The 21,398-nt window shown below is 68.4% G+C and carries 24 protein-coding genes; 11 read left to right on the top strand and 13 right to left on the bottom strand.

The window, feature by feature from the left end:
* Positions 1–4 precede the first annotated feature (4 nt).
* Entirely contained in the window at positions 5–652 is a 648-nt protein-coding gene (locus ACAM49_RS04585) for a hypothetical protein (RefSeq protein ID WP_369634180.1), read from the bottom strand.
* Positions 653–1,126: 474 nt separating this feature from the next.
* Here ACAM49_RS04585 and carD point away from each other — a divergent pair, with 474 nt between their 5' ends.
* From carD to ACAM49_RS04555, 6 genes are all read left to right on the top strand, one after another.
* Complete coding sequence (carD, locus tag ACAM49_RS04580) at positions 1,127–1,615, top strand: RNA polymerase-binding transcription factor CarD (protein ID WP_019931623.1); 489 nt, start codon at positions 1,127–1,129, stop codon at positions 1,613–1,615.
* Positions 1,616–1,617: 2 nt separating this feature from the next.
* A complete protein-coding gene (gene ispD, locus ACAM49_RS04575; protein ID WP_369634179.1) occupies positions 1,618–2,364 on the top strand; it encodes a 2-C-methyl-D-erythritol 4-phosphate cytidylyltransferase in 747 nt (248 codons plus the stop codon).
* A 14-nt stretch (positions 2,365–2,378) separates the two neighbouring features.
* On the top strand, positions 2,379–2,846 hold the full coding sequence (gene ispF / locus ACAM49_RS04570; RefSeq protein WP_369634190.1) for a 2-C-methyl-D-erythritol 2,4-cyclodiphosphate synthase: 468 nt from the start codon (positions 2,379–2,381) through the stop codon (positions 2,844–2,846).
* Positions 2,847–2,889: 43 nt separating this feature from the next.
* Positions 2,890–4,290: a cysteine--tRNA ligase gene (cysS, locus tag ACAM49_RS04565; RefSeq protein ID WP_369634178.1), complete on the top strand. Its 1,401-nt coding sequence runs from the start codon at positions 2,890–2,892 to the stop codon at positions 4,288–4,290.
* Positions 4,291–4,526: 236 nt separating this feature from the next.
* The gene (gene rlmB / locus ACAM49_RS04560) at positions 4,527–5,510 is read left to right on the top strand and encodes a 23S rRNA (guanosine(2251)-2'-O)-methyltransferase RlmB (RefSeq protein ID WP_369634177.1); all 984 of its coding nucleotides are present in this window, start codon (positions 4,527–4,529) and stop codon (positions 5,508–5,510) included.
* Between the two features lie 150 nt (positions 5,511–5,660).
* A complete protein-coding gene (locus ACAM49_RS04555) occupies positions 5,661–5,939 on the top strand; it encodes a DUF4190 domain-containing protein (protein WP_369634176.1) in 279 nt (92 codons plus the stop codon).
* A gap of 21 nt (positions 5,940–5,960) precedes the next feature.
* Here the strand turns inward: ACAM49_RS04555 and ACAM49_RS04550 are convergent, their stop codons facing one another.
* The 3 genes from ACAM49_RS04550 to ACAM49_RS04540 form a co-directional block, all read right to left on the bottom strand.
* Entirely contained in the window at positions 5,961–6,773 is an 813-nt protein-coding gene (locus ACAM49_RS04550) for an enoyl-CoA hydratase/isomerase family protein (RefSeq protein WP_040802923.1), read from the bottom strand.
* Between the two features lie 47 nt (positions 6,774–6,820).
* On the bottom strand, positions 6,821–7,993 hold the full coding sequence (locus ACAM49_RS04545; RefSeq protein ID WP_369634175.1) for an acyl-CoA dehydrogenase family protein: 1,173 nt from the start codon (positions 7,991–7,993) through the stop codon (positions 6,821–6,823).
* Between the two features lie 79 nt (positions 7,994–8,072).
* Positions 8,073–8,816, bottom strand: a complete 744-nt coding sequence (locus ACAM49_RS04540; protein ID WP_369634174.1) for an alpha/beta fold hydrolase — start codon at positions 8,814–8,816, stop codon at positions 8,073–8,075.
* 44 nt (positions 8,817–8,860) lie between these two features.
* Between ACAM49_RS04540 and ACAM49_RS04535 the strand changes: the two genes are divergently transcribed.
* Positions 8,861–9,172, top strand: coding sequence for an antibiotic biosynthesis monooxygenase (locus ACAM49_RS04535; protein WP_040802917.1), 312 nt, complete (start codon positions 8,861–8,863; stop codon positions 9,170–9,172).
* 66 nt (positions 9,173–9,238) lie between these two features.
* Here the strand turns inward: ACAM49_RS04535 and ACAM49_RS04530 are convergent, their stop codons facing one another.
* The 4 genes from ACAM49_RS04530 to ACAM49_RS04515 are packed head-to-tail and all read right to left on the bottom strand — an operon-like array spanning position 9,239 to position 11,187.
* Positions 9,239–9,682: an OsmC family peroxiredoxin gene (locus tag ACAM49_RS04530; protein WP_369634173.1), complete on the bottom strand. Its 444-nt coding sequence runs from the start codon at positions 9,680–9,682 to the stop codon at positions 9,239–9,241.
* A gap of 45 nt (positions 9,683–9,727) precedes the next feature.
* Complete coding sequence (locus ACAM49_RS04525) at positions 9,728–10,168, bottom strand: SRPBCC domain-containing protein (RefSeq protein WP_369634172.1); 441 nt, start codon at positions 10,166–10,168, stop codon at positions 9,728–9,730.
* Between the two features lie 30 nt (positions 10,169–10,198).
* On the bottom strand, positions 10,199–10,519 hold the full coding sequence (locus ACAM49_RS04520) for a multidrug efflux SMR transporter (RefSeq protein ID WP_369634171.1): 321 nt from the start codon (positions 10,517–10,519) through the stop codon (positions 10,199–10,201).
* A 20-nt stretch (positions 10,520–10,539) separates the two neighbouring features.
* Positions 10,540–11,187: an FMN-dependent NADH-azoreductase gene (locus ACAM49_RS04515; RefSeq protein WP_369634170.1), complete on the bottom strand. Its 648-nt coding sequence runs from the start codon at positions 11,185–11,187 to the stop codon at positions 10,540–10,542.
* A 105-nt stretch (positions 11,188–11,292) separates the two neighbouring features.
* On the opposite strand from ACAM49_RS04515, the gene ACAM49_RS04510 reads away from it, so the two are divergent.
* Positions 11,293–11,904, top strand: coding sequence for a TetR/AcrR family transcriptional regulator (locus ACAM49_RS04510; protein ID WP_369634169.1), 612 nt, complete (start codon positions 11,293–11,295; stop codon positions 11,902–11,904).
* Between the two features lies 1 nt (position 11,905).
* On the opposite strand, the gene ACAM49_RS04505 is transcribed toward ACAM49_RS04510, so the two are convergent.
* Both ACAM49_RS04505 and ACAM49_RS04500 read right to left on the bottom strand, forming a co-directional pair.
* Positions 11,906–12,754 (bottom strand): ABC transporter permease, encoded by an 849-nt coding sequence (locus ACAM49_RS04505; protein ID WP_369634168.1) that lies wholly within the window; start codon positions 12,752–12,754, stop codon positions 11,906–11,908.
* Positions 12,751–13,647 carry an ABC transporter ATP-binding protein gene (locus ACAM49_RS04500; RefSeq protein ID WP_369634167.1) on the bottom strand — a complete coding sequence of 299 codons (897 nt, stop codon included), beginning with the start codon at positions 13,645–13,647 and terminating at the stop codon, positions 12,751–12,753. The genes ACAM49_RS04505 and ACAM49_RS04500 overlap by 4 nt, the downstream gene beginning before the upstream one ends.
* Before the next feature lie 126 nt (positions 13,648–13,773).
* On the opposite strand from ACAM49_RS04500, the gene ACAM49_RS04495 reads away from it, so the two are divergent.
* The 3 genes from ACAM49_RS04495 to ACAM49_RS04485 all read left to right on the top strand — a co-directional run bounded on the left by ACAM49_RS04495 (position 13,774) and on the right by ACAM49_RS04485 (position 16,575).
* Complete coding sequence (locus ACAM49_RS04495; RefSeq protein ID WP_369634166.1) at positions 13,774–15,000, top strand: sensor histidine kinase; 1,227 nt, start codon at positions 13,774–13,776, stop codon at positions 14,998–15,000.
* A 27-nt stretch (positions 15,001–15,027) separates the two neighbouring features.
* Positions 15,028–15,690, top strand: a complete 663-nt coding sequence (locus ACAM49_RS04490) for a response regulator (RefSeq protein ID WP_369634165.1) — start codon at positions 15,028–15,030, stop codon at positions 15,688–15,690.
* Positions 15,691–15,780: 90 nt separating this feature from the next.
* Positions 15,781–16,575 carry an LLM class flavin-dependent oxidoreductase gene (locus tag ACAM49_RS04485; protein ID WP_369634164.1) on the top strand — a complete coding sequence of 265 codons (795 nt, stop codon included), beginning with the start codon at positions 15,781–15,783 and terminating at the stop codon, positions 16,573–16,575.
* On the opposite strand, the gene ACAM49_RS04480 is transcribed toward ACAM49_RS04485, so the two are convergent.
* The 3 genes from ACAM49_RS04480 to ACAM49_RS04470 form a co-directional block, all read right to left on the bottom strand.
* Positions 16,534–17,355 carry a phytanoyl-CoA dioxygenase family protein gene (locus ACAM49_RS04480; RefSeq protein ID WP_369634163.1) on the bottom strand — a complete coding sequence of 274 codons (822 nt, stop codon included), beginning with the start codon at positions 17,353–17,355 and terminating at the stop codon, positions 16,534–16,536. The two genes, ACAM49_RS04485 and ACAM49_RS04480, sit on opposite strands and share 42 nt — an antisense overlap.
* Positions 17,356–17,488: 133 nt before the next feature.
* Positions 17,489–20,044, bottom strand: a complete 2,556-nt coding sequence (locus tag ACAM49_RS04475) for an ATP-dependent Clp protease ATP-binding subunit (protein ID WP_369634162.1) — start codon at positions 20,042–20,044, stop codon at positions 17,489–17,491.
* A gap of 273 nt (positions 20,045–20,317) precedes the next feature.
* Positions 20,318–21,268 (bottom strand): esterase/lipase family protein, encoded by a 951-nt coding sequence (locus ACAM49_RS04470; protein ID WP_369634161.1) that lies wholly within the window; start codon positions 21,266–21,268, stop codon positions 20,318–20,320.
* Positions 21,269–21,398: the final 130 nt, after the last annotated feature.

Raw genomic sequence — 21,398 nt, 5'->3', positions numbered from 1 at the left:
GAGACTAGTGCTCGCCGCCCTTCTCGGCCTTCTTCGCGGGCTCGGGGCGCGGGTTGTTCGGGCCCGCGTCGACCGGCACGTTGACGACGACGGTGCCGCCTTCCTTGAACACGAAGGTCAGCGGGTACGTAAGACCGGGGGTGACGTCCTTGGTCAGGCCGGTGACCTCGATCAGGACCGGCTTGGCGTTCGGGTCGGCGGCCTTGTCGCCGGCCGGCTGGCCCTCGTTCTGCTCGTGCACGGCGGCCGCGGTGGCCGCGTCCTTCGCGGTGGGCTTGCCGGCCACGACGGTGCTGGACGGCTTGATCTCGAACTTGTCGGCCAGCTTGACCTGGCCCAGATCGGTGGTGATGCTGACCAGCTCGTCGGTCTTGCTGTCGCTCAGGTTGACGGCACTGAAGGCCACCACGGCCTTGCCGCCCTTGGCGTTGTTGAACTCCTCGGTCTGCGGGATCAGGAAGCGCACGTCACGCAGGGCGATGGAGCCGACATTGGCCGAGTTGCCGTTGACGGCGGCGACCTGGGTGGCGGTCTGCGAGATCTGGCCGGCGCCGCAGCCCGACAGCGCGAGCACGGCGCCCGCGGCGAGAGCGGCAACTGTCACGGCACGCCGCCGCGACTTCGACGCAGTGGTGGCTTTCAGGGCAGTCACGGGGTCCTCCATGTCGACCGGGCTAACTCCACTATGGAGAGTAGTAGTCAATGAGAGTAATGCGTGCCCTCCCCCGCACCACACGCGGGCGGTGTCGTATCCGCGTGGCGGGGTGTCACATCCGCGCGGCGGGGTACCCGGGAGTCAGCGCCCGCGTACCCGGGAACCCTCGGCATGGATTCCCGAGAGCGACCGGACGGGATGTGTCAGGGGACCTGACACGGATTCGGAGACGACTTCTCGAGTGATGCATTGCCGTTTATGTGAGGGTGCTCGGTCGCGTATGCGAACTACGCACTCGCATATGCACGCGAACTGCTCGATGCGCTATCCCCTTATGCCACAACGGGATGCACACGATTCGCGTTCTGTCAACCCCCGCCGCCGCCTCGTTGTGGCCCTGACCTGCGCCGTTGATCGCGCCGTTACCGAGTCGCATGTTAAACTGTGAACATCGAAAGGGGCACGGGACACATGATTTTTAAGGTCGGAGACACCGTCGTTTACCCCCACCACGGAGCGGCGCTGATCGAAGCTATCGAAACCCGCACCATCAAGGGTGTACAAAAGGAGTATCTGGTCCTGAAGGTCGCACAGGGCGACCTGACCGTTCGGGTTCCCGCGGAGAATGCCGAGTACGTCGGCGTCCGCGATGTCGTTGGGCAGGAGGGCCTGGACCGGGTCTTCCAGGTGTTGCGGGCTCCGCACACCGAGGAGCCGACCAACTGGTCCCGTCGCTACAAGGCCAACCTCGAGAAGCTCGCCTCCGGCGATGTGAACAAGGTGGCCGAGGTCGTCCGCGACCTGTGGCGTCGTGAGCAGGACCGCGGCCTGTCCGCCGGTGAGAAGCGGATGCTGGCCAAGGCGCGTCAGATCCTCGTCGGTGAGCTCGCGCTCGCCGAGGGCACCGATGACGTCAAGGCCGAGACCCTGCTCGACGAGGTTCTCGCAGCGGCCTCCTGACCGTGAAAACAACACCCGGCGACGACACCCGTGTCGTCGCTCTGGTTCCTGCCGCCGGCATGGGCGTGCGTCTCGGTGAGAACAAGCCGAAGGCCTTCGTCCACGTCGGCGGCAGTCCCATGCTCACTCGGGCGGTCCAGGGGCTGATCGATTCCGGTTCCGTCGACGACGTTGTGGTTATGGTGCCCGCCGAACTCGTCGACGAGACCCGCGCCCTGCTGCCCGATTCGCTGGTCCCCGTGCACGTGGTGCCCGGCGGGGCCGAACGCACCGATTCGGTGCGGGCCGGACTCGCCGCCGCACCCGAGGCCACCCTGGTGCTCGTGCACGACGCCGCCCGCGCCCTCACCCCGCCCGCGCTGATCACCCGCGTGGTCGAGGAGCTGCGCGCCGGAGCGCAGGCCGTGGTGCCCGCGCTGCCGGTGACCGACACCATCAAATCCGTGGACGCCGCGGGCGCGGTGACCGGCACGCCGGACCGCTCCGACCTGCGCGCCATCCAGACTCCGCAGGGCTTCGACGCCGCGCTATTGCGCGCCGCCTACGCTGTGGGGACACAGGCGACGGACGATGCGGGGTTGGTGGAGATGCTGGGAGCGACGGTGCGCACGGTGCCCGGTGACGCCCTGGCCTTCAAGATCACCACGCCGCTCGACCTGGTCCTCGCCAATACCCTGGCCACCCGCCGTGATACCGCCGACACCGCAGGTGGGCTGGACACGACACGCGAGGCGGTGATCGCGCCGTGATCGATCCCCGCGCCCTGCGCACCGGAATCGGCAGCGATGTGCACCCCGTCGAACCCGGCCGGGCCTGCTGGATGGCGGGTCTGCTGTTCGAGGGCGACAGCGGCTGCGCGGGCCACTCCGACGGCGATGTGGCGGCGCACGCGCTGTGCGACGCGCTGCTGTCCGCGGCCGGATTGGGCGACGTGGGAGCGGTTTTCGGCACCGGCCGTCCCGAATGGGAGGGCGTATCGGGCGCGGCCATGTTGAAGGAAGTCCGGCGGCTTTTGGACGAGGCCGGATTCGACATTGTCAATGCGGCTGTACAAGTAATCGGAAATCGCCCGAAAATCGGTCCGCGGCGGATCGAAGCACAACAGGTGCTCGGTGAGATTCTGGGTGCGCCGGTGTCGGTGTCCGGCACGACCACCGACGGTTTGGGCCTCACGGGCCGTGGCGAGGGCGTGGCGGCGGTCGCCACCGCGCTGCTGTGTTGTCGGGCCTGACGCGCCCGTAAACCGCCCGATCCCAACAGCTAGGATGCCCGTCGTGACTCTGCGCCTTTTCGACACCGAGACGCGGACCTTGCGTGAATTCACGCCCTTGGTCCCTGGCAAAGCCTCGGTGTACCTGTGCGGCGCGACCGTTCAGGGGAACCCCCACATCGGCCATGTGCGCAGCGGCGTCGCCTTCGACGTGCTGCGACGGTGGCTGGCCGCCAACGGTTTCGACGTCGCCTTCATTCGCAATGTCACCGATATCGACGACAAGATCCTGAACAAGGCCGCCGAGCACGGCCGCCCGTGGTGGGAGTGGGCCGCCACCCACGAGCGCGCCTTCGACCGCGCCTACGAGACGCTCGGCGTGCTGCCGCCGTCGGCCGAGCCGCGCGCCACCGGGCACATCACCCAGATGGTCGGGATGATGGAGCGGCTCATCGAGCGCGGCCACGCCTACGCGTCGGCGGGCAATGTCTATTTCGATGTGCTGAGTTTCCCGGATTACGGAAAACTGTCCGGCCACAAGCTCGACGATGTGCACCAGGGCGAGAGCGCGGGCCAGGGCAAGAAGGATCCGCGTGATTTCACGCTCTGGAAGGCCGCGAAGCCGGGCGAGCCGAGCTGGCCGTCGCCGTGGGGTCCCGGTCGCCCGGGCTGGCATCTGGAATGCTCCGCCATGGCCGAGTTCTATCTCGGGGCGGAATTCGACATTCATTGCGGCGGAATGGATCTGGTTTTCCCGCACCACGAGAACGAGATCGCGCAGTCGCGCGCGGCCGGGGACGGGTTCGCCCGCTACTGGCTGCACAACGGCTGGGTCACCATGGGCGGCGAGAAGATGTCCAAATCGCTGGGCAATGTGCTGTCCATTCCGAATGTGCTGGAACGGGTCGGGGTGCGCGCGGTCGAACTGCGCTACTACCTGGGCAGCGTGAGCTACCGGTCGCAGATCGAATATTCGGACCAGGCCCTCACCGAGGCCGCGACCAGCTACCAGCGCGTCGAGGCGTTCGTGCTGCGGGCCGCCGAGCGCGCGGGCGACGTACCGGTCGGCACCTGGACCCCGGCCTTCGCGGACGCGCTGAACGATGATCTGGGAGTGCCCAAGGCGCTGGCCGAGATTCACGGCGTGGTGAACGAGGGCAACAAGGCGCTCGACGCCGGTGATCTGTCGGGTGCGCGCAGGCTCGCCGGTCAGGTCCGGAGCATGCTCGGCATCCTGGGCGTGGATCCGCTGGACGAGCACTGGGCCGCGCCCGCCGACAATTCCGCCGCCATCGCCGCGCTCGATGTGCTCATCGGCGCGGAGCTGGAACGGCGGCAGCAGGCGCGCGCCGACAAGGACTGGGGCACCGCCGACGCGGTGCGCGACCGGCTCAAGGCGGCGGGCGTCGTGGTGACCGATACCGCGCGGGGTGCGGAGTGGTCGCTGGACAAGGACGGCAAATAATCGACCTCCGCCGCACCCCGCGGTGTGGCGGAGCACACCGAATTCGGGGCTTCGGCCCAGCGTGAGGCAGAATTCGTAGGGTCCCGGCGGGCTTTTCGCAGCCGGTTGACACAGATGCACAGGGCGCAGCCGTTTGCTGCGCCGACCGGATGCAGGTATCCCGCATGATCGAACGCGAGCGGGTTCGACCCGCGGCCGGGTCGAGGCGGGCTACCGCAGATACGGAAGGCGAAGAGATGGCAGGCAATTCCCAGCGACGCGGGGCGACGCGCAAGTCCGGCACCAAGAAGGGGCAGACCGTCGGCTCCGGCGGGCAGCGCCGCCGCGGGCTCGAGGGCAAGGGCGCGACCCCCAAGGCCGAGGATCGGGTCTATCACGTCGCCGCCAAGCGGGCCAAGGCGAAGGCCAAGGCCGAGGTGTCGGCCGCCACCGCCCGGTCCCGCAATGCCTCCCGGCCGATCGCGGGCCGCAAGGACAACGAGGGTCCGGAGCTGGTGCTCGGCCGCAACCCGGTGGTGGAGTGCCTGCGCGCGGGCGTGCCCGCCACCGCGCTCTACGTCGCCAACGGCACCGAGAACGACGAGCGGCTCTCCGAGGCGGTGAAGACGGCCGCCGAGACCGGCATCTCGATCCTGGAGGTGCCGCGCACCGACCTGGACAAGATGAGCCACAACGCCATGCATCAGGGCATGGCGCTGCAGGTGCCGCCCTACAAGTACGCGCATCCGGACGATCTGGTGGACCGGGTGCACAACTCGGGCGAGCCGGCGCTGTTGGTGGCGCTGGACAACATCACCGATCCCCGCAACCTGGGCGCGGTCATCCGTTCGGTGGCGGCCTTCGGCGGGCAGGGCGTGGTGATCCCGCAGCGGCGCAGCGCCAGCGTCACCGCGGTGGCGTGGCGCACGAGTGCCGGTGCGGCGGCCCGGCTTCCGGTCGCGCGGGCCACGAATCTGACTCGCACGCTGAAGGATTGGGCCAACAAGGGTTACCAGATCGTCGGCCTGGACGCGGGCGGCGACACCACCCTCGACGAATTCGACGGCAGCGCACCGACAGTCATCGTGGTGGGTTCGGAGGGCAAGGGGCTCTCGCGCCTGGTACGCGAGAACTGCGACGCGATTCTGAGCATTCCGATGGCCGGGCCGGTGGAATCGCTCAACGCCTCGGTGGCGGCGGGCGTCGTGCTCGCCGAGGTCGCGCGGCAGCGCCGGTCTTGATTCGACACGGCCGGGACTGAATCGACCCGGCCGTTCTCGGACGGTCGCCCAGTTGGTTGTCGAGGGCAGCGGCCCTCGATGATCAAGTGGCGCAAGCGAAAACCGCGCGTCAGCCTGCCCGCGCGGTGCTCACGCCCGTAAACTCGGGCGGTGGTCTACGATCAGCCGCCCCTCGGTACCCCCGTCGAACACGAGCACGCCACGGCCGTCCTGCTGCTGGGCGCGCTGAGCGTGTTCTGCTGCGGCGCGCTGGGCCCGATCGCCTGGGCCATGGGCCGGCGGGCGCTCAATGAGATCGAGGCGGGCGAGGGCCGGTTCGGCGGCCGCGTCCAGGTGGTGGTCGGCTACGTTCTCGGCATCATCGGCACCTGCCTGATGGTGATCATCGGAATCCTGTTCCTGCTGATCGCGATCAGCGGCGGCCGCTGACCCCGGTACCGGCCGAAACTCTCAGTCCAGACCCGGCCGCTGCTCGCCGCCGGTCACCGCGTCCCAGGCCGGCCATTCGCCGCTGACACTGCCGGTCCACTTGGGCGGGCGGCGGTCCTTGAGCGCGGCCACGCCCTCACCGCCGTCGGTGCTCTTGGCGACGTAGTCGTTGAGCTCGGTTTCCAAGCGGCCCACCGTTTCCGGGGTCATGGTGGGCGCCTCCCAGAGCAGCCGCTTGGACAGCGCGACCGGGAGCGGGGCCGAGCCGTGCGCGATGTCGTGGGCCACCTCGAGGGCGGTCGGCAACACTTCGGCGGCATGCAGGCAGGCATTGGCCAGCCCCAGCGAGCGCGCCTCGTCACCGTCGAAGGTGCGGCCGGTGAGCAGCAAGTCGGCCGCGCGGGCGCTGCCGATCAGACGCGGCAGGGTGAAGTGCGCGTAGCCGTCGGCGAGCGCGCCGCGGCGGACCTGGTTGAGCGCGTAGACCGCGTCGCGGGCCACATAGCGCAGGTCGCACTGCAGGGCGATCTCCAGGCCGATGCCGACGGCATGCCCGTTCACCGCGGCGATGACCGGTTTTCGAATCCGGAAGGGCGGCGGGTCGATGAGGCCGTTGACCTCGCCGACCTTCAGCGACAGGTCCGCGCCCGCGCAGAAGGCGGGCGGGGTGCCGGTGATGACGACCGCCCCGATGGCGTCGTCATTGTCGCAGCGGCGCAGCGACGCCCCGAGTTCCGACGCCATGGCCGGGGTCAGGGCGTTCTGCTGGGCGGGACGATTGAGCGTGAGCACCGCGACGCCGCCGGAGACGTCCACGTGCAATTCCGAACTCATGGGCCAGAATCCTAGTCATCAAGGCGACGGCACGCCCGGGACCTCGATCATCCGCGCAGGATCTGACGCCCGATGGCGTACTTGTGGACCTCGGTCGGGCCGTCGTAGAGGCGGAAGGCGCGCATATCGCGGAAGATCATCTCCACCACCGTCTCATCGCTGATGCCGATGCCGCCGAGCACCTGGACGCAGCGGTCGGTGACCTTGAACAGCTCCTCGGACACATACGACTTGGCGATCGAGGATTCGTGGCGGGCCTTGTGTCCCTGATCCATCAGCCAGCAGGCGTGCCAGATGGTCAGGCGGCACTGGTGCAGCGCGATCTCGTTGTCCGCCAACATGAACGACACACCCTGGTGCTCGCCGATCGGCTTGCCGAAGGCGGTGCGGGTCTTGGCGTAGTCGACCGCGATGGACTGGGCCCGCTCGGCCGCGCCCAGCCAGCGCATGCAGTGGGTGAGGCGGGCCGGGGCCAGCCGCAGCTGGGCGTAGCGCAGCGCCTGGCCGGTCTCGCCGAGCACGGATTCCCTGGGCAGCACCAGGTTTTCGAAGTTCACCACCGCGTGGCCGCCGACGTAGTTGCGGTCCATGGTGTTCATGATCCGGTCGATGACGATGCCCTCGGTGTCGCCGTCACACAGGAACAGGGTCGGGCCCTCGGGCAGGTGCGGGTTGGCGGCCAAGCGCGCCATGATGATCCAGGTCTTCGCGCCGTCCGCGCCGGTGATCAGCCACTTGCGGCCGTTGATGGTGAAGTTCTCGCCGTCGAAGACGGCCTCGGTGGCGAGCTGATTCGGGTCCGAGCCCGCGCCGCCCGGTTCGGTCATGGCGAAGACGCTGCGCTGGTGGCCGTCGATGACCGGCTGCAGGAAGCGTTGCGTCTGTTCCGGATTCGCGATCTTGGAGAGCAGGAACATATTGCCCTCGTCGGGGGCTGCGCAGTTCATGGCGACCGGGCCCAGCGTGGACCAGCCCGCGGCCTCGTAGAGCACGGCCTGCTCGACATGGGTGAGGCCGCGCCCGCCCAGTTCGACGGGGGCCTGGATGGTGAGCAGCTTCTCGGCGCGGGCCAGCTCGACCATTTCCTGGCGCAACTCGTCGTTCGGGCCGTGCGCGGTCAGGCGCGGGTCGCGCTCGAAGGGCACGATCTTGTCGATGACGAACTGGCGAACCCGATCACGTTCGGCAGCAAGGTCGGCGGGAATCGAGAAGTCGATCATCGTTGGTCACCATCCGTCAGGAATTCTCGGTCGAGCCGAGCATACGACGACAACCCCCTCCGACTGAAGGCACCCGCCCTCAAACGAGGATGCGGCGCAGAAACTCCTCGACTAAGACCCGGTAGGCGGCAGGTTGATCGTCGTGCACGAGATGCCCCGCATCCCCGATGACGACGTGTTTCGCATCCGGATGAACCTCGGCCATCTCACGCATCTGCCCCGGCGGGGTGATGGTGTGCTCGCCCTCGATCAGCAGCGTCGGCACGGTGATGGATTTCCACTGGGACCAGAAGTCGCGGGTCCCCCACTCCTCGGAGATGTCCCGGAACGTGGGGACCTCGCCGTGCAACCGATACCCGTCCGGCCCCTGAACGAACGAGTCGAGGAAATACCGCCCCGCCACCGGTCCGAAGAACTCCAGCACCGCCGCCTCGTCCGGAAACGGTTGCGGCCAAGCCGAAATCACGGCCGCCCAATTCTCGGCGGTGCGCCCCTGGAAGTCCGGGGACATGTCCTCGACCACCAGCGCACGCACCCGATCCGGGTGCGCGGCGGTGAACATCCAGCCGTGCAGCCCGCCCATCGAATGCCCGATCACCACCATGGGCCCGGGGATCTCGGCGGTGGCGACCGCCAGGTCCGCCACGAACGCCTCGGTGGTCAACCGCTCGGGCGCGGGTCGCCCGTGACCGGCCGCGTCGAAGGTGTACACATGCCCGAACTCGCGCAGCCAGGACAACTGCGAGCGCCAGGTGCGGGCGCTGCCCATCAAACCGTGCAGCAGCAGGATCGAGGTCCCGGTGCCGCCTTCGTCATACAACATCGCCTCGAACGATACGTCCGAACGGCCGGAGTAGGGTCGGCCCCATGGCAGTCGTCAAGATCAACGCAATCGAGGTGCCCGAGGGCGCGGGCCCCGAACTGGAACAGCGCTTCGCCCACCGCGCGCACGCCGTCGAGAACTCGCCCGGTTTCCTGGGCTTCCAGCTGCTGCGCCCGGTCTCCGGTGACAACCGGTATTTCGTTGTCACGCAGTGGGATTCCGAGGAGTCCTTCGCGGCCTGGCGCGACGGCCCGGCCCGCGAGGCCCACTCGGGCGAGGCCCGCAAGCCCGTCGCCACCGGCGCGTCCCTGCTGGAATTCGAGGTCGTCATGGACGTGGCGGGCAAGAACGCCTGATCACCACGCACAAGAAATCCCGGCTGACCTGAGTGTCGGCCGGGATTTCTCGAGTATGGGGCCGTATTACGCCTCGAAGGTGGCGTCCAGCTCGATGGTGTCGACGCCCGACAGCGCCTTGGAGACCGGGCAGCCCGCCTTGGCGGCCTCGGCGGCGGCCAGGAAGCCGGCCTCGTCGATGCCCGACGCCCGGCCGACCACGGTGATCTTGATCTTGGAGATGCGGAAGCCGCCCGCCGGGTCCGGGCCCAGCGTCACATCGGCGGTGGTGTCCAGGCTCTGCACGGTGCCGCCGGCATTGCCGATCTGGCCCGAGAGCGCCATGGAGTAGCAGGAGGAGTGGGCGGCGGCGATGAGCTCCTCGGGGCTGGTGGTGCCGTCGGCATTGTCAGCGGCGCGCTTCGGGAAGGAGACGTCGTACTTGCCGACGCCCGAGCTGATCAGTTCGACCTGACCCGAGCCGTCCTGAAGACCACCGGTCCAAGCTGTGCGCGCGCTACGTGTGGGCATGCCAAGTCCTTTCGTTATTTCCGGGTACGGCGTCGAACCTACGCTTCAGACCGCCGCGGCGGTGCGGTGATCCCAGCGCTCCAGAATCTTGGGCCAGGCGGCCTCGTGCCGGTCACGACTGTCCGCCGACTGGAATCCGGCGTGGGTGAGCAGCAGCGCCGTTCCCGCGCCGTGGGCCGAGAGTTCGAGGGTGACAACGGTTTCCGCGCCCTCGGTGCCGCTGGTGACCCAGGTCAGCTCCACCAGGTGGTCGGGTTCCAGCCGCAGGAATCTGCCGTAGTGGGGGTGGCCGCCGCCCGCGGTGAAGTAGAACGGCTCGTTCACCGCGGCGCGCATGAGCACCGAGCCCGGGTCGGCGAACCAGAGTCCGAACCCGGTGGTGCACTGGTGGTAGAGCTCGGCGGGCGAGGCGGCCATGATGCGCTCGGCGACCAGGAAGAACGGTCGCGCGGAGAGGTCGGGTGGCCGCGGGGGCGCAACGTCCATGGGGCGCGACGATACCGCCCCGGCGGGCCGTCACTCGGGATTGGTGACCCGAGCCAGCACGATGCCGCCGACGATCATGGACAGCGCCAGCACCCGGCCCGCGCTCAGCGGATCCTTCTGCACCACGATGCCCAGCGCGATCGCGCCCACCGCGCCGATGCCGGTGAAGATGGCGTAGGCCGTGCCCACCGGCAGCGACTGCATGGCGTAGGAGAGCAGGTACACCGCGACCGCCGCCAGGACGAAGCAGATCAGGGTGGGCAGCGGCTTGGTGAAATTCTGCGTCGGCTTGATGGACTGCGACCACGCGATCTCCACCGCGCCCGCCAAAGCCAGGACGAGCCAGTTCATTTCAGTGCTCCCTTGTCGTCTCAGTACTGCTTGCCGAGCTTGCGGGCCAGGTCGAGGGCGGCGGCGTACGAGGCGTCGTGCTTCTCGCGCAGGTGGGCCAGTGCGGGATCCTGGCGCGAGTTGACCAGTTCCGCGTTCACGAAAACCGTGTCCTCGACGGCGAAATGGCCCGCGAAGAAGTCGCGCAGGTAGCGCTCCTGATAGTCGTAGGCCGCCTTCGGCGCGCCCGGCGAGTACGCGCCGCCGCGGGCGGTGACGACCACGAAACTGGTGGGGGCCAGCGACATTCGCGGGAAGGTGATCTGATCCAGCCAGGCCTTGAGGCTGGCGGGAATCGAGTAGTTGTACATCGGCGTGCCGATCAGCACGACGTCGGCCGCGCGGACCTCGGCCAGCAGCGGCTCGACGATCTCCCAAGCCGCCTGCTGTGCGGGCGAATTCACCAGTTCCGCCAGACGGTCGAGGTCGGTGCTGCCATGCGCCAGTACGCGATCGCACAGTTCGGTCCAGCCCTCGCCGATGAACGGGATCGGGTCGGCGGCCAGATCGCGGTGGACGTAGTGCCCGTCGGGGTGTTCGGCGCGCCAGGCGTCGGCGAATTCGCTGCCGAGCTCGCGGCTGATCGAGTGGCGGCGGGCGCTGGCGTCGAGGTGCAGCAGGGTGGTCATGATCGAGGCTCCCATCAAGTGGACGTTCCGTCCGGTTACTTCGATGACGGTAGACCAGAACCGGACAGCTTGTCCACTTATTCTTCAACGGCTACAGTGAGCTGCATGGATACCCCGTCCCTGCCCTTGCTCGGTGATCAGTCCGCGCCCGCTCCCGTCGAGCGCGCCGACGCGGCCCGCAATCGGGCCAAGGTGCTGGCGGCCGCGGCGGAGCTGTTCGCGACCCGCGATCCGCGGACGGTCACCATGGACGACATCGCCAAGGCCGCGGGGGTCGGACGGGGGACGCTGTACCGGCGCTATCCGGACGTGGTCTCGATCGCGGTCGCACTGCTGGACGAGCACGAGCGGACGCTGCAGGAGCAGCTGCTGCGCGGAGAGCCGCCGCTCGGACCCGGTGCCCCGCCCGCCGAACGACTGGCCGCGTTCTACGCCGCGATGGTCGAATTGCTGGATACGCACGCGCATTTGGTGCTCGGCGCGGAGACCGGCGGCGCGCGCTTCCGGACCGGGGCATATCAGTTCTGGGTGGTGCACGTGCGCTCGCTGCTCGTGGCGGCCGGTGTGCCGCAACCCGATTCGATGGTGGACGCACTGCTCGCGCCGCTTGCCGCGGAGGTCTACACACACCAGCGCGAGCGCGGACTGACCTCCGAAGAGATCAAGTCCGCGCTCGCCCGGCTCGCTCGTGGTGTTATCGGTTCCGCCCCGGCCTGATTCAGATCATGTCGCGGCGGCGGATCAGCCAGACCGTGCCGCCCGCGAAGGCCGCGATGTAGACGGCCAGCACGATCAGCGACTCGCCCCGGGACAGGATGTCCAGCACGCCCGGTGTGGCCGGTCCGGTCACGGTGCGCAGCGAACCCGCCAGGGATCCGGCTGCCGTGCCGGGCATGTGGTCGGTGATCGCCTTGATGGGCGAGAAGATCCCGGCCACCCCGCGCAGCAGGTTCTCCACCACCAGCACCCACACCAGGCCCAGCCCGACCGCCAGCGCCGGGCCGCGGGCGATTGCCCCGACCACCGCGCCCGCCAGCGTCCACATGCCCAGAATCACGGTGCCCGAGGCGATTCCGAGCACGATCCGGCCCGCCGAGGGCAGCGCCAGGGACTGCCCCTGGGTTCCGGCGATGAGCGCCGCCACCCCGGTGTCGACGACGAACGCGATCACCACGAGCGCGAAAACGGTCACCGCCAGGCTCAGCACCACCGCGCCGATCACGCTCACCCGCGAAGGCCCTTGCGTGAGTGCGGTTTTCCAGCTGCCCCAGCCGTAGCCGCTGCCCACCGCCAGTGCGCCCAGCACCAGCATGAGCGCGCCGCCGAACATGGCCATGCCCTGGGTGAACACCTCCGGCACCGCCGCGGGCAGCATCTGCTGCAGCAGCGCCTCGCGCGGCAGGCCGTTGGACATGCGGCTGGTGCTGCCGGTGGAGTAGGCCAGGTAGTTGAAGAGGTAGGCGAAGGTCAGGTTCAACAGGATCCAGGTGCCGAGCACGATCCAGAAGGCGGGCCACTTGCGCAGCCGCAGCAGGTCGGCCCGGGTGCTGGCCAGCAGGTCTCTCATTTCGTGGTCTCCGTCATCTCGAAAAAGACTTCCTCCAGCGACTTCTCGTCGCTGCGCAGTTCCATCAGGTCCGCGCCCGCCTCGATGACGGCGCGCGCCACCACCGGGGCCTGGCTCGCGCCGGCGTCGACGCGGATACCGTCGGCGGTCAACAGGGCCGAACGCTCCCCCACCGCGGCGCGCACCGCCGGGAAGGCCACGCCCAGCGGTTCGGCGCGCACGAAAAGCGAAGCGGTGCCCCGCAATTCCCGCACCGTGGATTCGACGAGCAGGCGCCCACCGGAGATCACGCCGACGCGATCACAGATCTCCTGCACTTCGGCGAGCAGGTGACTGGACAGCACGACGGTGTGCCCGTCGGCGGCGAGTCCGGTGATGAGCTCCCGCATCTCGGCCATGCCGGCCGGATCCAGGCCATTGGTGGGTTCATCGAGAATCAGCAGGTCGGGACGGCCGAGCAGGGCGGCCGCGACACCGAGGCGCTGCTTCATGCCGAGCGAGTAGGTGCGGAACTTGTCCTTGCCGCGGGCGGACAGCGCCACCCGGGCGAGAGCCTCGGCGACCTCGTCGTCGCCGACACCCCGGTAGCGGGCCAGGACGCGCAGGTTGTCGCGGCCCGAGAGATAGGGATAGAAGCCGGGGCCCTCGATGAGAACGCCCATGCGGCGCAGGCCATCCGGGTCGCCGGGCTGCCGACCGAGCACCGCGGCGGTACCGGAGGACGGGCGGATCAGCCCGACCAGCATGCGCAGGGTGGTGGTCTTGCCCGCGCCGTTCGGGCCCAGGAAACCGTAGATCTCGCCGCGGCGGACCGTCATGCTCACGGCGTCCACGGCGGTGTGGGTGCCGTAGCGTTTGGTCAACCGGTCGGTGACGACAATCGCTTCGTTCATGGGTAAAACGATCCGCTTCGAGAGCCGGGAAATAATCCGTCGCGGCGCGCGATCGGCGCTACGTATCTCGACGTATTTTCGAGCCGACACGGTGCCGCGGCCCGCGTACGGCGCTACGGTGCAGCTATGGACTTTCGCGGGGGAAGGCTCGGACGGCGTGACCTGCTCCCGGCGGTGGCGGTGGGGGCGATACAGCTCGGCTTCGGCACCCTGGCCAACCACCACCAGGAGGTGGTGCGCGACCTCGATGTCTTCGGATACCTGCTGCTGGTGGCGGGTCCGCTGCTGCTGGTCCTGCGCAACCGCTACCCGCTGCAGGTGTTCTACGGGACGCTCCTCATCACCGTCGCGTACCTGCTGGTCGGTTACGGCTACGGCCCGATCTTCATCTCCCTCGTGGTCGCCTTCCTGACCGCGGCCATCACCGGATCCCGTTGGTACACCTACCCGTTGGTCGCTGTCGGCTATCTGCTCATGGTGTGGCCGGTGCCGGGCTGGCGCGGATACGACACCAATGCCTGGCAGGAATTCGGCCTGCTCGCTTGGCTTTTCGTGCTCGCGGCGGCCGCGGAGGGCATCCGGCAGCGCACCGCCGCCGTGACCGCCCGCAGGCAGCGGGCCGAATCGGCCCGGCGCAGCGAACAGGCCCAGCGGGAACGCGAACAGGCCCAGCGCGCACTGGAATCGGCCGAACGCGAGCAGCGGGTCACCGAGGAGCGCCTGGCCATCGCGCGCGAACTGCACGATGTGCTGGCCCACAGCCTGTCGCTGATCAATGTGCAGTCCTCGGTCGCGCTGGAACTGCTCGACCGCAAGCCGGAACAGGCCGCCACCGCGCTGGCCGCCATCAAGACCGCCAGCAAGGACGCACTCGGCGAGGTGAACGCACTGCTGCGCTCGATCCGCGGCGGCACCGCCACCGTGGCCGCGCCCACCGCGCCCACCATCGGCATCACCGATCTGGACAAGCTCACCGGTCCGGCCCGCGCGGCCGGACTCGTGGTGCACACCATGGTGACCGGCGGTCCGCGCCGGCTGCCCGCCGTGGTGGACGTGGCCGCCGCGCGCATCGTGCAGGAATCGCTCACCAATGTGGTGCGGCACGCGCCCGGTGCGAGCGTGCTGGTCACCGTGCACTACGCGGCCGAGCGGCTGCAGCTCACCATCGACAACACCCGCCCCACCCGCCAGCCCGCCCCGCAGTCACCGACCGGCGGCCACGGCATCACCGGCATGACCGAACGCGCCCACGCGCTGGGCGGCAATCTGTCCGCGGAACCCAAGGCGGACGGCGGTTTCCGGGTCCGGGCCCGGCTGCCCACCCATCTGGCGCGGCCCGAACCGGCTGCGTGAGTGGATGATTCGAGCCAGGGAGGTGCGATGAGCATTCGGGTGGTGATCGCCGACGATCAGGCGCTGGTGCGGGCGGGCTTCGTCGCGCTACTCGGCGCCCAGGACGGCATCGAGGTGGTGGGCGAGGCCGAGAACGGCGAGCAGGCCGTCGAATTGGCGCGCGACCTGATTCCCGACATCGTGCTCATGGACATCCGCATGCCGGTCCTGGACGGCTTGGCCGCCACCCGCGCCATCGCCGCCGACCCGGCCCTGGCCGCGGTGAAGGTGGTCGTGCTGACCACCTTCGAACTCGACGAGTACGTCTTCGAGGCGATGCGCGCCGGCGCCACCGGCTTCCTGGTCAAGCACACCGAACCCGCCGACCTCATCAAGGCCGTCCGGGTGGTCGCGGGCGGCGACGCCCTGCTCTCCCCCAGCGTCACCAAACGCCTGGTCGAGGAATTCGCCACCCATGCCAAACCCGCCCCCACCGCCGAATTCTCCGAACTCACCGACCGCGAACGCGAAGTCATGGCCCTGGTCGCCGAGGGCCTCACCAATGCCGAGATCGCCGACCGCCTCTACATGAGCCCCGCCACCGCCCGCACCCACGTCAGCCGAATCCTGGTGAAACTGGGCGCCCGCGACCGCACCCAACTCGTGGTCATGGCCTACGAATCCGGCCTGGTCCGCCCCGGCTGGCAGTGATCGCGCGGCGGCCGGATACGCCTCGAGGCGTACGCGAGGTGTCGACGCGAAACAGATTCGCCGACAATCCGGGCGGCGGATGCTCGAAACATGAGCATGAACTTCGGAATCGTCATCGCGCCCCGTTCCGGCTCCGAGTGGGTACAGCAGGTTCGCGGCGCCGAACAGAACGGCTACGGCATCGTGCTGTTGCCGGACACCCTCTACACGCCATCGCCGTTCCCGGCCCTGGCCGCGGCGGCCGCGGTCACCAGCACCCTGCGCCTGCGGCCCAATGTGCTGGCCGCGCCCATGCGCACGGCGGCCACCACCGTGCGGGAAACCGCGGCGCTGCAACTGCTTTCGGACGGCCGGTTCGAACTTGGCATCGGCACCGGGCGACCGGATGCCGAGCGGGAGGCCGGAAAGTTCGGCATGCCTTGGGGTTCCGCGGCGGAACGTCGCAGGCAGCTGGCCGAGGTCATCGCGGCCGTCCGGGCCGAGGTGAAACCCGCACCGCCCATTGTCATCGCGGCATCGGGACCGCGCATGCTGGCCGCCGCGGCCGGACTGGCCGACCGCGTGCACCTGGCCGTGGCGCCGACCGCCACCGAGAACGATCTGGCGGATATCGTTGCCGCCGTCCGCGATCAGACCGATCGGCCCATCGCCTTCAGCCTGCAACTGGTGGCCATCGGGGACGTCCTGCCGCCGTTCATGAGCAAGTTCATGGGCGTCAGCCTGGAACAGCTCCGGGCCGCCGATGCCGCGACCCTGCTGCCCGCCGACCCGGCCGAGGCCGCCGAGCTGTTGGAACACCGTCGCGAGAAGCTCGGCATCGACGAACTGCTGGTGCCCGGCGATCTAGCCGACGCGTTCGCGCCGATCCTCGCCCGCTTCCGCTAGACCCCGCCGAATCGCCTGCTCCACGGGCGAATACGCGCCGTCCGGGCGGTCCAGGACACAGGGCTCCACTGTGTGCAGCGGAGGCTGAGCCAGAAAGCGCGGGTTCTTGCCGTGGTGGGACTGCCCGGCGTGCACCAGGAACGGGTGGCAGAGGTAGACGTCACCGGCGCGGCCGGTGGCGTAGGCCTCGGGAAGGTCGGCCGTCGAACCGTACGCCTCGACCATCGGCGCGGAGACGACGGTCGCGCCCCGTTCGCCCAGCGGCTCCAGTGCTTTCGCGATCCGCAGGTGGGAGCCGACACGGATGCGGGTGGGGCCGTCGTCGGGTTCGACGTCGGAGAACAGGAAGAGCATGAGCAGGCCGCGGGCCTTGGACCGCAGACTGACGCGCCACTGCAGATAATCGAAGGGGTCCGCCGTGGGGTCGTCGCCGGGGAAGCTGGCGTCGATGTGCCAACCGTCATCGCCGGGCGGCTGGTCGCTGGGGAAGCGGATGACGAAGCCGCCGAGGCTGTTCCGAGGCATCCAGCGGCCGGAACCGACCAGTTGATCGAAGGCCGTGCGCAGGACCGGGGTATTGGCTGCCGCCACGAACGGGGGCATCGAGAAGTCGGGGAAGCGGTGGACCGGCTGGGTCCAGGTGGCCGGATCGTCCGGGTCGCATCCGGTTGCCCGCCACAGCATGTCGCGTCCTGCCGCGGCCAGCTCCGGCGAGAAGGCGTTCTCCACCTTCACGAATCCGTCGGTGATGAAATCGGAGATCTGAGCGTCGGTGAGCATGCAACCCCTCTCGTTCGGATCCTCCGAGCATCGGCGATACCGGGATCGCGCCGCCACTGAATTTCTTTCCCGGACATAGCGGAAGCCCCGCCCTCCCGAAGGAGAACGGGGCTTCCGTTGTCTCGCTGAGCCTTTACTCGCCCGAGGCGGCGGCCGGGGCGTCACCCGCGAGGGCGGCGACCGGCTTGTCCTCGGCGGCATCCGCCTTCTTGGTCAGCTTGGCCTTGGGCGTGAAGGTGAACTTGGCGTTCTCGCCCTGGCCTTCGCCATCCCAGCCCTCGACGTCCACCACCACGACCTGGCCGGGGCCCAGTTCGCCGAAGAGGATCTTCTCCGACAGCTGGTCCTCGATCTCGCGCTGAATGGTGCGACGCAGCGGGCGGGCGCCCAGGACCGGGTCGAAACCGCGCTTGGCCAGCAGGCTCTTGGCCTTCTCGCCGAGCTCGATCTCCATGTCCTTGTTCTTCAGCTGGTTGGCGACGCGGCCGATCATCAGGTCGACCATCTGGATGATCTGGTCCTGGGTCAGCTGGTGGAACACGATCACGTCGTCGATGCGGTTGAGGAACTCCGGGCGGAAGTGCTTCTTCAGCTCGTCGTTGACCTTCAGCTTCATCCGCTCGTAGTTCGAGCCCTCGGCGTTGGACTGGGCGAAGCCCAGACCCACGGCCTTCGAGATGTCCGAGGTGCCCAGGTTCGAGGTGAAGATCAGCACGGTGTTCTTGAAGTCGACCGTGCGACCCTGGCCGTCGGTGAGACGACCGTCCTCGAGGACCTGCAACAGGGTGTTGTAGATCTCCTGGTGCGCCTTCTCGATCTCGTCGAACAGCACCACCGAGAACGGCTTGCGGCGCACCTTCTCGGTGAGCTGGCCGCCCTCTTCGTAGCCGACGTAGCCCGGAGGGGCACCGAACAGCCGCGAAGCGGTGAAGCGGTCGTGGAACTCGCCCATGTCGATCTGGATGAGCGCGTCGTCCTCGCCGAACAGGAAGTTCGCCAGCGCCTTCGACAGCTCGGTCTTACCGACACCGGACGGACCGGCGAAGATGAACGAGCCCGACGGACGCTTCGGATCCTTCAGACCGGCGCGGGTGCGGCGGATGGCCTTGGACACGGCCTTGACCGCGTCCTCCTGGCCGATGATCCGCTTGTGCAGCTCGTCCTCCATGCGGAGCAGACGGGTGGTCTCCTCCTCGGTGAGCTTGAACACCGGGATACCGGTCCAGTTGGCCAGCACCTCCGCGATCTGCTCGTCGTCGACCTCGGCCACGACGTCCAGATCACCGGAGCGCCACTGCTTTTCGCGCTCGGCCCGCTTGGCGACGAGCTGCTTCTCCTTGTCGCGCAGGCGCGCGGCCTTCTCGAAGTCCTGCGCGTCGATCGCGGACTCCTTCTCCCGGCGCGCCTCGGCGATCTTGTCGTCGAATTCGCGCAGGTCCGGCGGTGCGGTCATCCGGCGGATGCGCATGCGCGCGCCCGCCTCGTCGATGAGGTCGATCGCCTTGTCCGGCAGGAAGCGGTCGTTGATGTAGCGGTCGGCGAGAGTCGCGGCCGCAACCAGAGCACCATCGGTGATGGAGACGCGGTGGTGCGCCTCGTACCGATCGCGCAGACCCTTCAAAATATTGATCGTGTGCTCGACCGTCGGCTCGCCCACCTGCACCGGCTGGAAACGACGCTCCAGCGCGGCATCCTTCTCGATGTACTTGCGGTACTCGTCGAGGGTGGTGGCGCCGATGGTCTGCAGCTCACCGCGAGCCAGCTTGGGCTTCAGGATCGAGGCCGCGTCGATGGCGCCCTCGGCCGCGCCCGCACCCACCAGGGTGTGCAGCTCGTCGATGAACAGGATGATGTCGCCGCGGGTGTTGATCTCCTTGAGCACCTTCTTCAGGCGCTCCTCGAAATCACCGCGGTAGCGGCTGCCCGCGACCAGGGAACCCAGGTCGAGGGTGTACAGCTGCTTGTCCTTGAGCGTCTCCGGCACCTCGCCGTTGACGATGGCCTGGGCGAGACCCTCCACGACGGCGGTCTTGCCGACGCCGGGCTCACCGATCAGGACCGGGTTGTTCTTGGTGCGGCGGCTCAGCACCTGCATGACGCGCTCGATTTCCTTCGAGCGGCCGATGACCGGGTCGAGCTTACCCTCGAGGGCGGCCTGGGTCAGGTTGCGGCCGAACTGGTCCAGCACCAGCGAGGTGGACGGGGTGCCCTGCTCGCCGCGCGAACCGGAACCCTCGACCGGCTCCTTGCCCTGGTAACCCGACAGCAGCTGGATGACCTGCTGACGCACGCGGTTGAGATCCGCGCCCAGCTTGACCAGCACCTGCGCCGCGACGCCCTCACCCTCGCGGATCAGGCCGAGCAGGATGTGCTCGGTGCCGATGTAGTTGTGGCCGAGCTGCAGCGCCTCACGCAGCGACAGCTCCAGCACCTTCTTGGCGCGCGGGGTGAAGGGAATGTGACCCGACGGGGCCTGCTGGCCCTGCCCGATGATCTCCTCGACCTGCGACCGCACACCCTCCAGCGAGATGCCCAGGGATTCCAGCGACTTCGCCGCGACACCCTCGCCCTCGTGGATCAGGCCCAGCAGGATGTGCTCGGTGCCGATGTAGTTGTGGTTGAGCATCCGGGCCTCTTCTTGGGCCAGGACAACGACCCGCCGCGCGCGGTCGGTGAACCTCTCGAACATCGCTCCCTCACTCTCCTGCTCCGCCATCAAAGGCATCCGGCGCTTCAGACCCTGTGCTGCCCTTCTGGTCGCCAGCCTGCCATGAAGCCCTGGGGTTGCATCCCCCGACTCCACTCTAGTTGCCGGGGGTCACGCACGTCGTCCGTCCACCCTATTGCGAACGGGCCTCAGTACGACTCATTCAGTCATAACGGGGCAGTTGCGCAGACCGTTTCCGATTGGGCTACGCCCACAGCGAACAAGCCGGTCAGTCCGTGAAACCGGGCGGATGGTCTAGCCGGTGAGGGGCGGAACCACCTCACAGGGCACTGGACGCGGATGTGCCGGATCCAAGGCGTTGAGGGCGACCATGGCCGCGCGGTGACTCCCGGCGATGGCCATGTGATCGGAGAAGTCGGTGGGGCAACCGTCCTGCATCAGGACATTGGTGGCATTGGGGGCGGGCACCAGCGCGATGGACGGGAAGACGCCCTCGTCGAAGTTGGTGGCCAGGTTGGTGTAGGTGACGGTCGGGTCGTAGACGCCGTCGGAGTTGAGCTCGTTGAGGAAGGTGGAGTTTCCGAGCATCTGATGGCAGGCGGCGCAGATCACGCCCATGGTCGCGTATTCGTCGACGGTGTCGGCCTGGACGCCCAGCTGCTTGCCGAAGGCGCGGATATTGTCCATGCTGTCGCCGAACAGGCCCAGCCACGGCGGTGCGATGGCGACGAACTTGTCCACCTTGCCGTGCCCGCCCAGGCGCTTGATGTAGTAGTCGCCGACCGTATTGCCCTGCGAATGGGCGACGAAGTCGACCTTGGCGGCACCGGTCGCGGCCAGCACCCGGTCCACGAAGGCGGCCAGCTGCCCGGCGCTCTCGGGAATCGGCTTCATGCCGCCCATGGCCGACAGCGGCCACGGCACGTCGAGGCTGCCGTAGGTGAGCGCGAAGACGCAGTAGCCCTCGTTGGCGAGCAGCGGCGCGTAGGCGCCCCAGTTGGTCTGCGCGCCGCCCGCGGTGCCGTGGATCAGCACCACCGGATCGGGGTGCGCGGCGGTCACTTTGCAGGCCCAGTCATTGGCTCCGGGCAGGGAGCCGCCGGGGTTGGTGAGCTCGTACGGTATGCCCGCGAAGAAGTTGAAAGTGACCGGGTATTCCGCGCGGGCGGTGCCGCTGGTAGCCATCCCGAGGATCGCCAGCACCGCCATGATCAGCAGTGATCCTGGCGTTCCAGGCCTGGGCATCCTTCTCATGTTCCCTCCCAAATTAGAACGCGTTCCGCGTCAAACTAATCGGGAAACAAGCACCCGCGATGGAATACCGGCGAGTAAGTTCTGAAACTCGTTCCAGTACAGGAAAACGGCGATGGCCGGG

The sequence above is a fragment of the Nocardia sp. JMUB6875 genome (assembly GCF_041154655.1).
In the GTDB taxonomy this organism is placed as follows: Bacteria; Actinomycetota; Actinomycetes; order Mycobacteriales; family Mycobacteriaceae; genus Nocardia.
Note: the sequence above shows the minus strand (reverse complement) of the source record. Positions and strands in the feature narration are given on the sequence as shown.

Coding starts and splice junctions, on each gene's coding strand:
- carD (WP_019931623.1), top strand. CDS start 1,127: ATGATTTTTAAGGTCGGAGACACCGTCGTTTACCCCCACCACGGAGCG.
- rlmB (WP_369634177.1), top strand. CDS start 4,527: ATGGCAGGCAATTCCCAGCGACGCGGGGCGACGCGCAAGTCCGGCACC.
- ACAM49_RS04550 (WP_040802923.1), bottom strand. CDS start 6,773: ATGAGTTCGGAATTGCACGTGGACGTCTCCGGCGGCGTCGCGGTGCTC.
- ACAM49_RS04545 (WP_369634175.1), bottom strand. CDS start 7,993: ATGATCGACTTCTCGATTCCCGCCGACCTTGCTGCCGAACGTGATCGG.
- ACAM49_RS04540 (WP_369634174.1), bottom strand. CDS start 8,816: ATGTTGTATGACGAAGGCGGCACCGGGACCTCGATCCTGCTGCTGCAC.
- ACAM49_RS04535 (WP_040802917.1), top strand. CDS start 8,861: ATGGCAGTCGTCAAGATCAACGCAATCGAGGTGCCCGAGGGCGCGGGC.
- ACAM49_RS04530 (WP_369634173.1), bottom strand. CDS start 9,682: ATGCCCACACGTAGCGCGCGCACAGCTTGGACCGGTGGTCTTCAGGAC.
- ACAM49_RS04525 (WP_369634172.1), bottom strand. CDS start 10,168: ATGGACGTTGCGCCCCCGCGGCCACCCGACCTCTCCGCGCGACCGTTC.
- ACAM49_RS04520 (WP_369634171.1), bottom strand. CDS start 10,519: ATGAACTGGCTCGTCCTGGCTTTGGCGGGCGCGGTGGAGATCGCGTGG.
- ACAM49_RS04515 (WP_369634170.1), bottom strand. CDS start 11,187: ATGACCACCCTGCTGCACCTCGACGCCAGCGCCCGCCGCCACTCGATC.
- ACAM49_RS04510 (WP_369634169.1), top strand. CDS start 11,293: ATGGATACCCCGTCCCTGCCCTTGCTCGGTGATCAGTCCGCGCCCGCT.
- ACAM49_RS04505 (WP_369634168.1), bottom strand. CDS start 12,754: ATGAGAGACCTGCTGGCCAGCACCCGGGCCGACCTGCTGCGGCTGCGC.
- ACAM49_RS04500 (WP_369634167.1), bottom strand. CDS start 13,647: ATGAACGAAGCGATTGTCGTCACCGACCGGTTGACCAAACGCTACGGC.
- ACAM49_RS04495 (WP_369634166.1), top strand. CDS start 13,774: ATGGACTTTCGCGGGGGAAGGCTCGGACGGCGTGACCTGCTCCCGGCG.
- ACAM49_RS04490 (WP_369634165.1), top strand. CDS start 15,028: ATGAGCATTCGGGTGGTGATCGCCGACGATCAGGCGCTGGTGCGGGCG.
- ACAM49_RS04485 (WP_369634164.1), top strand. CDS start 15,781: ATGAGCATGAACTTCGGAATCGTCATCGCGCCCCGTTCCGGCTCCGAG.
- ACAM49_RS04480 (WP_369634163.1), bottom strand. CDS start 17,355: ATGCTCACCGACGCTCAGATCTCCGATTTCATCACCGACGGATTCGTG.
- ACAM49_RS04475 (WP_369634162.1), bottom strand. CDS start 20,044: ATGTTCGAGAGGTTCACCGACCGCGCGCGGCGGGTCGTTGTCCTGGCC.
- ACAM49_RS04470 (WP_369634161.1), bottom strand. CDS start 21,268: ATGCCCAGGCCTGGAACGCCAGGATCACTGCTGATCATGGCGGTGCTG.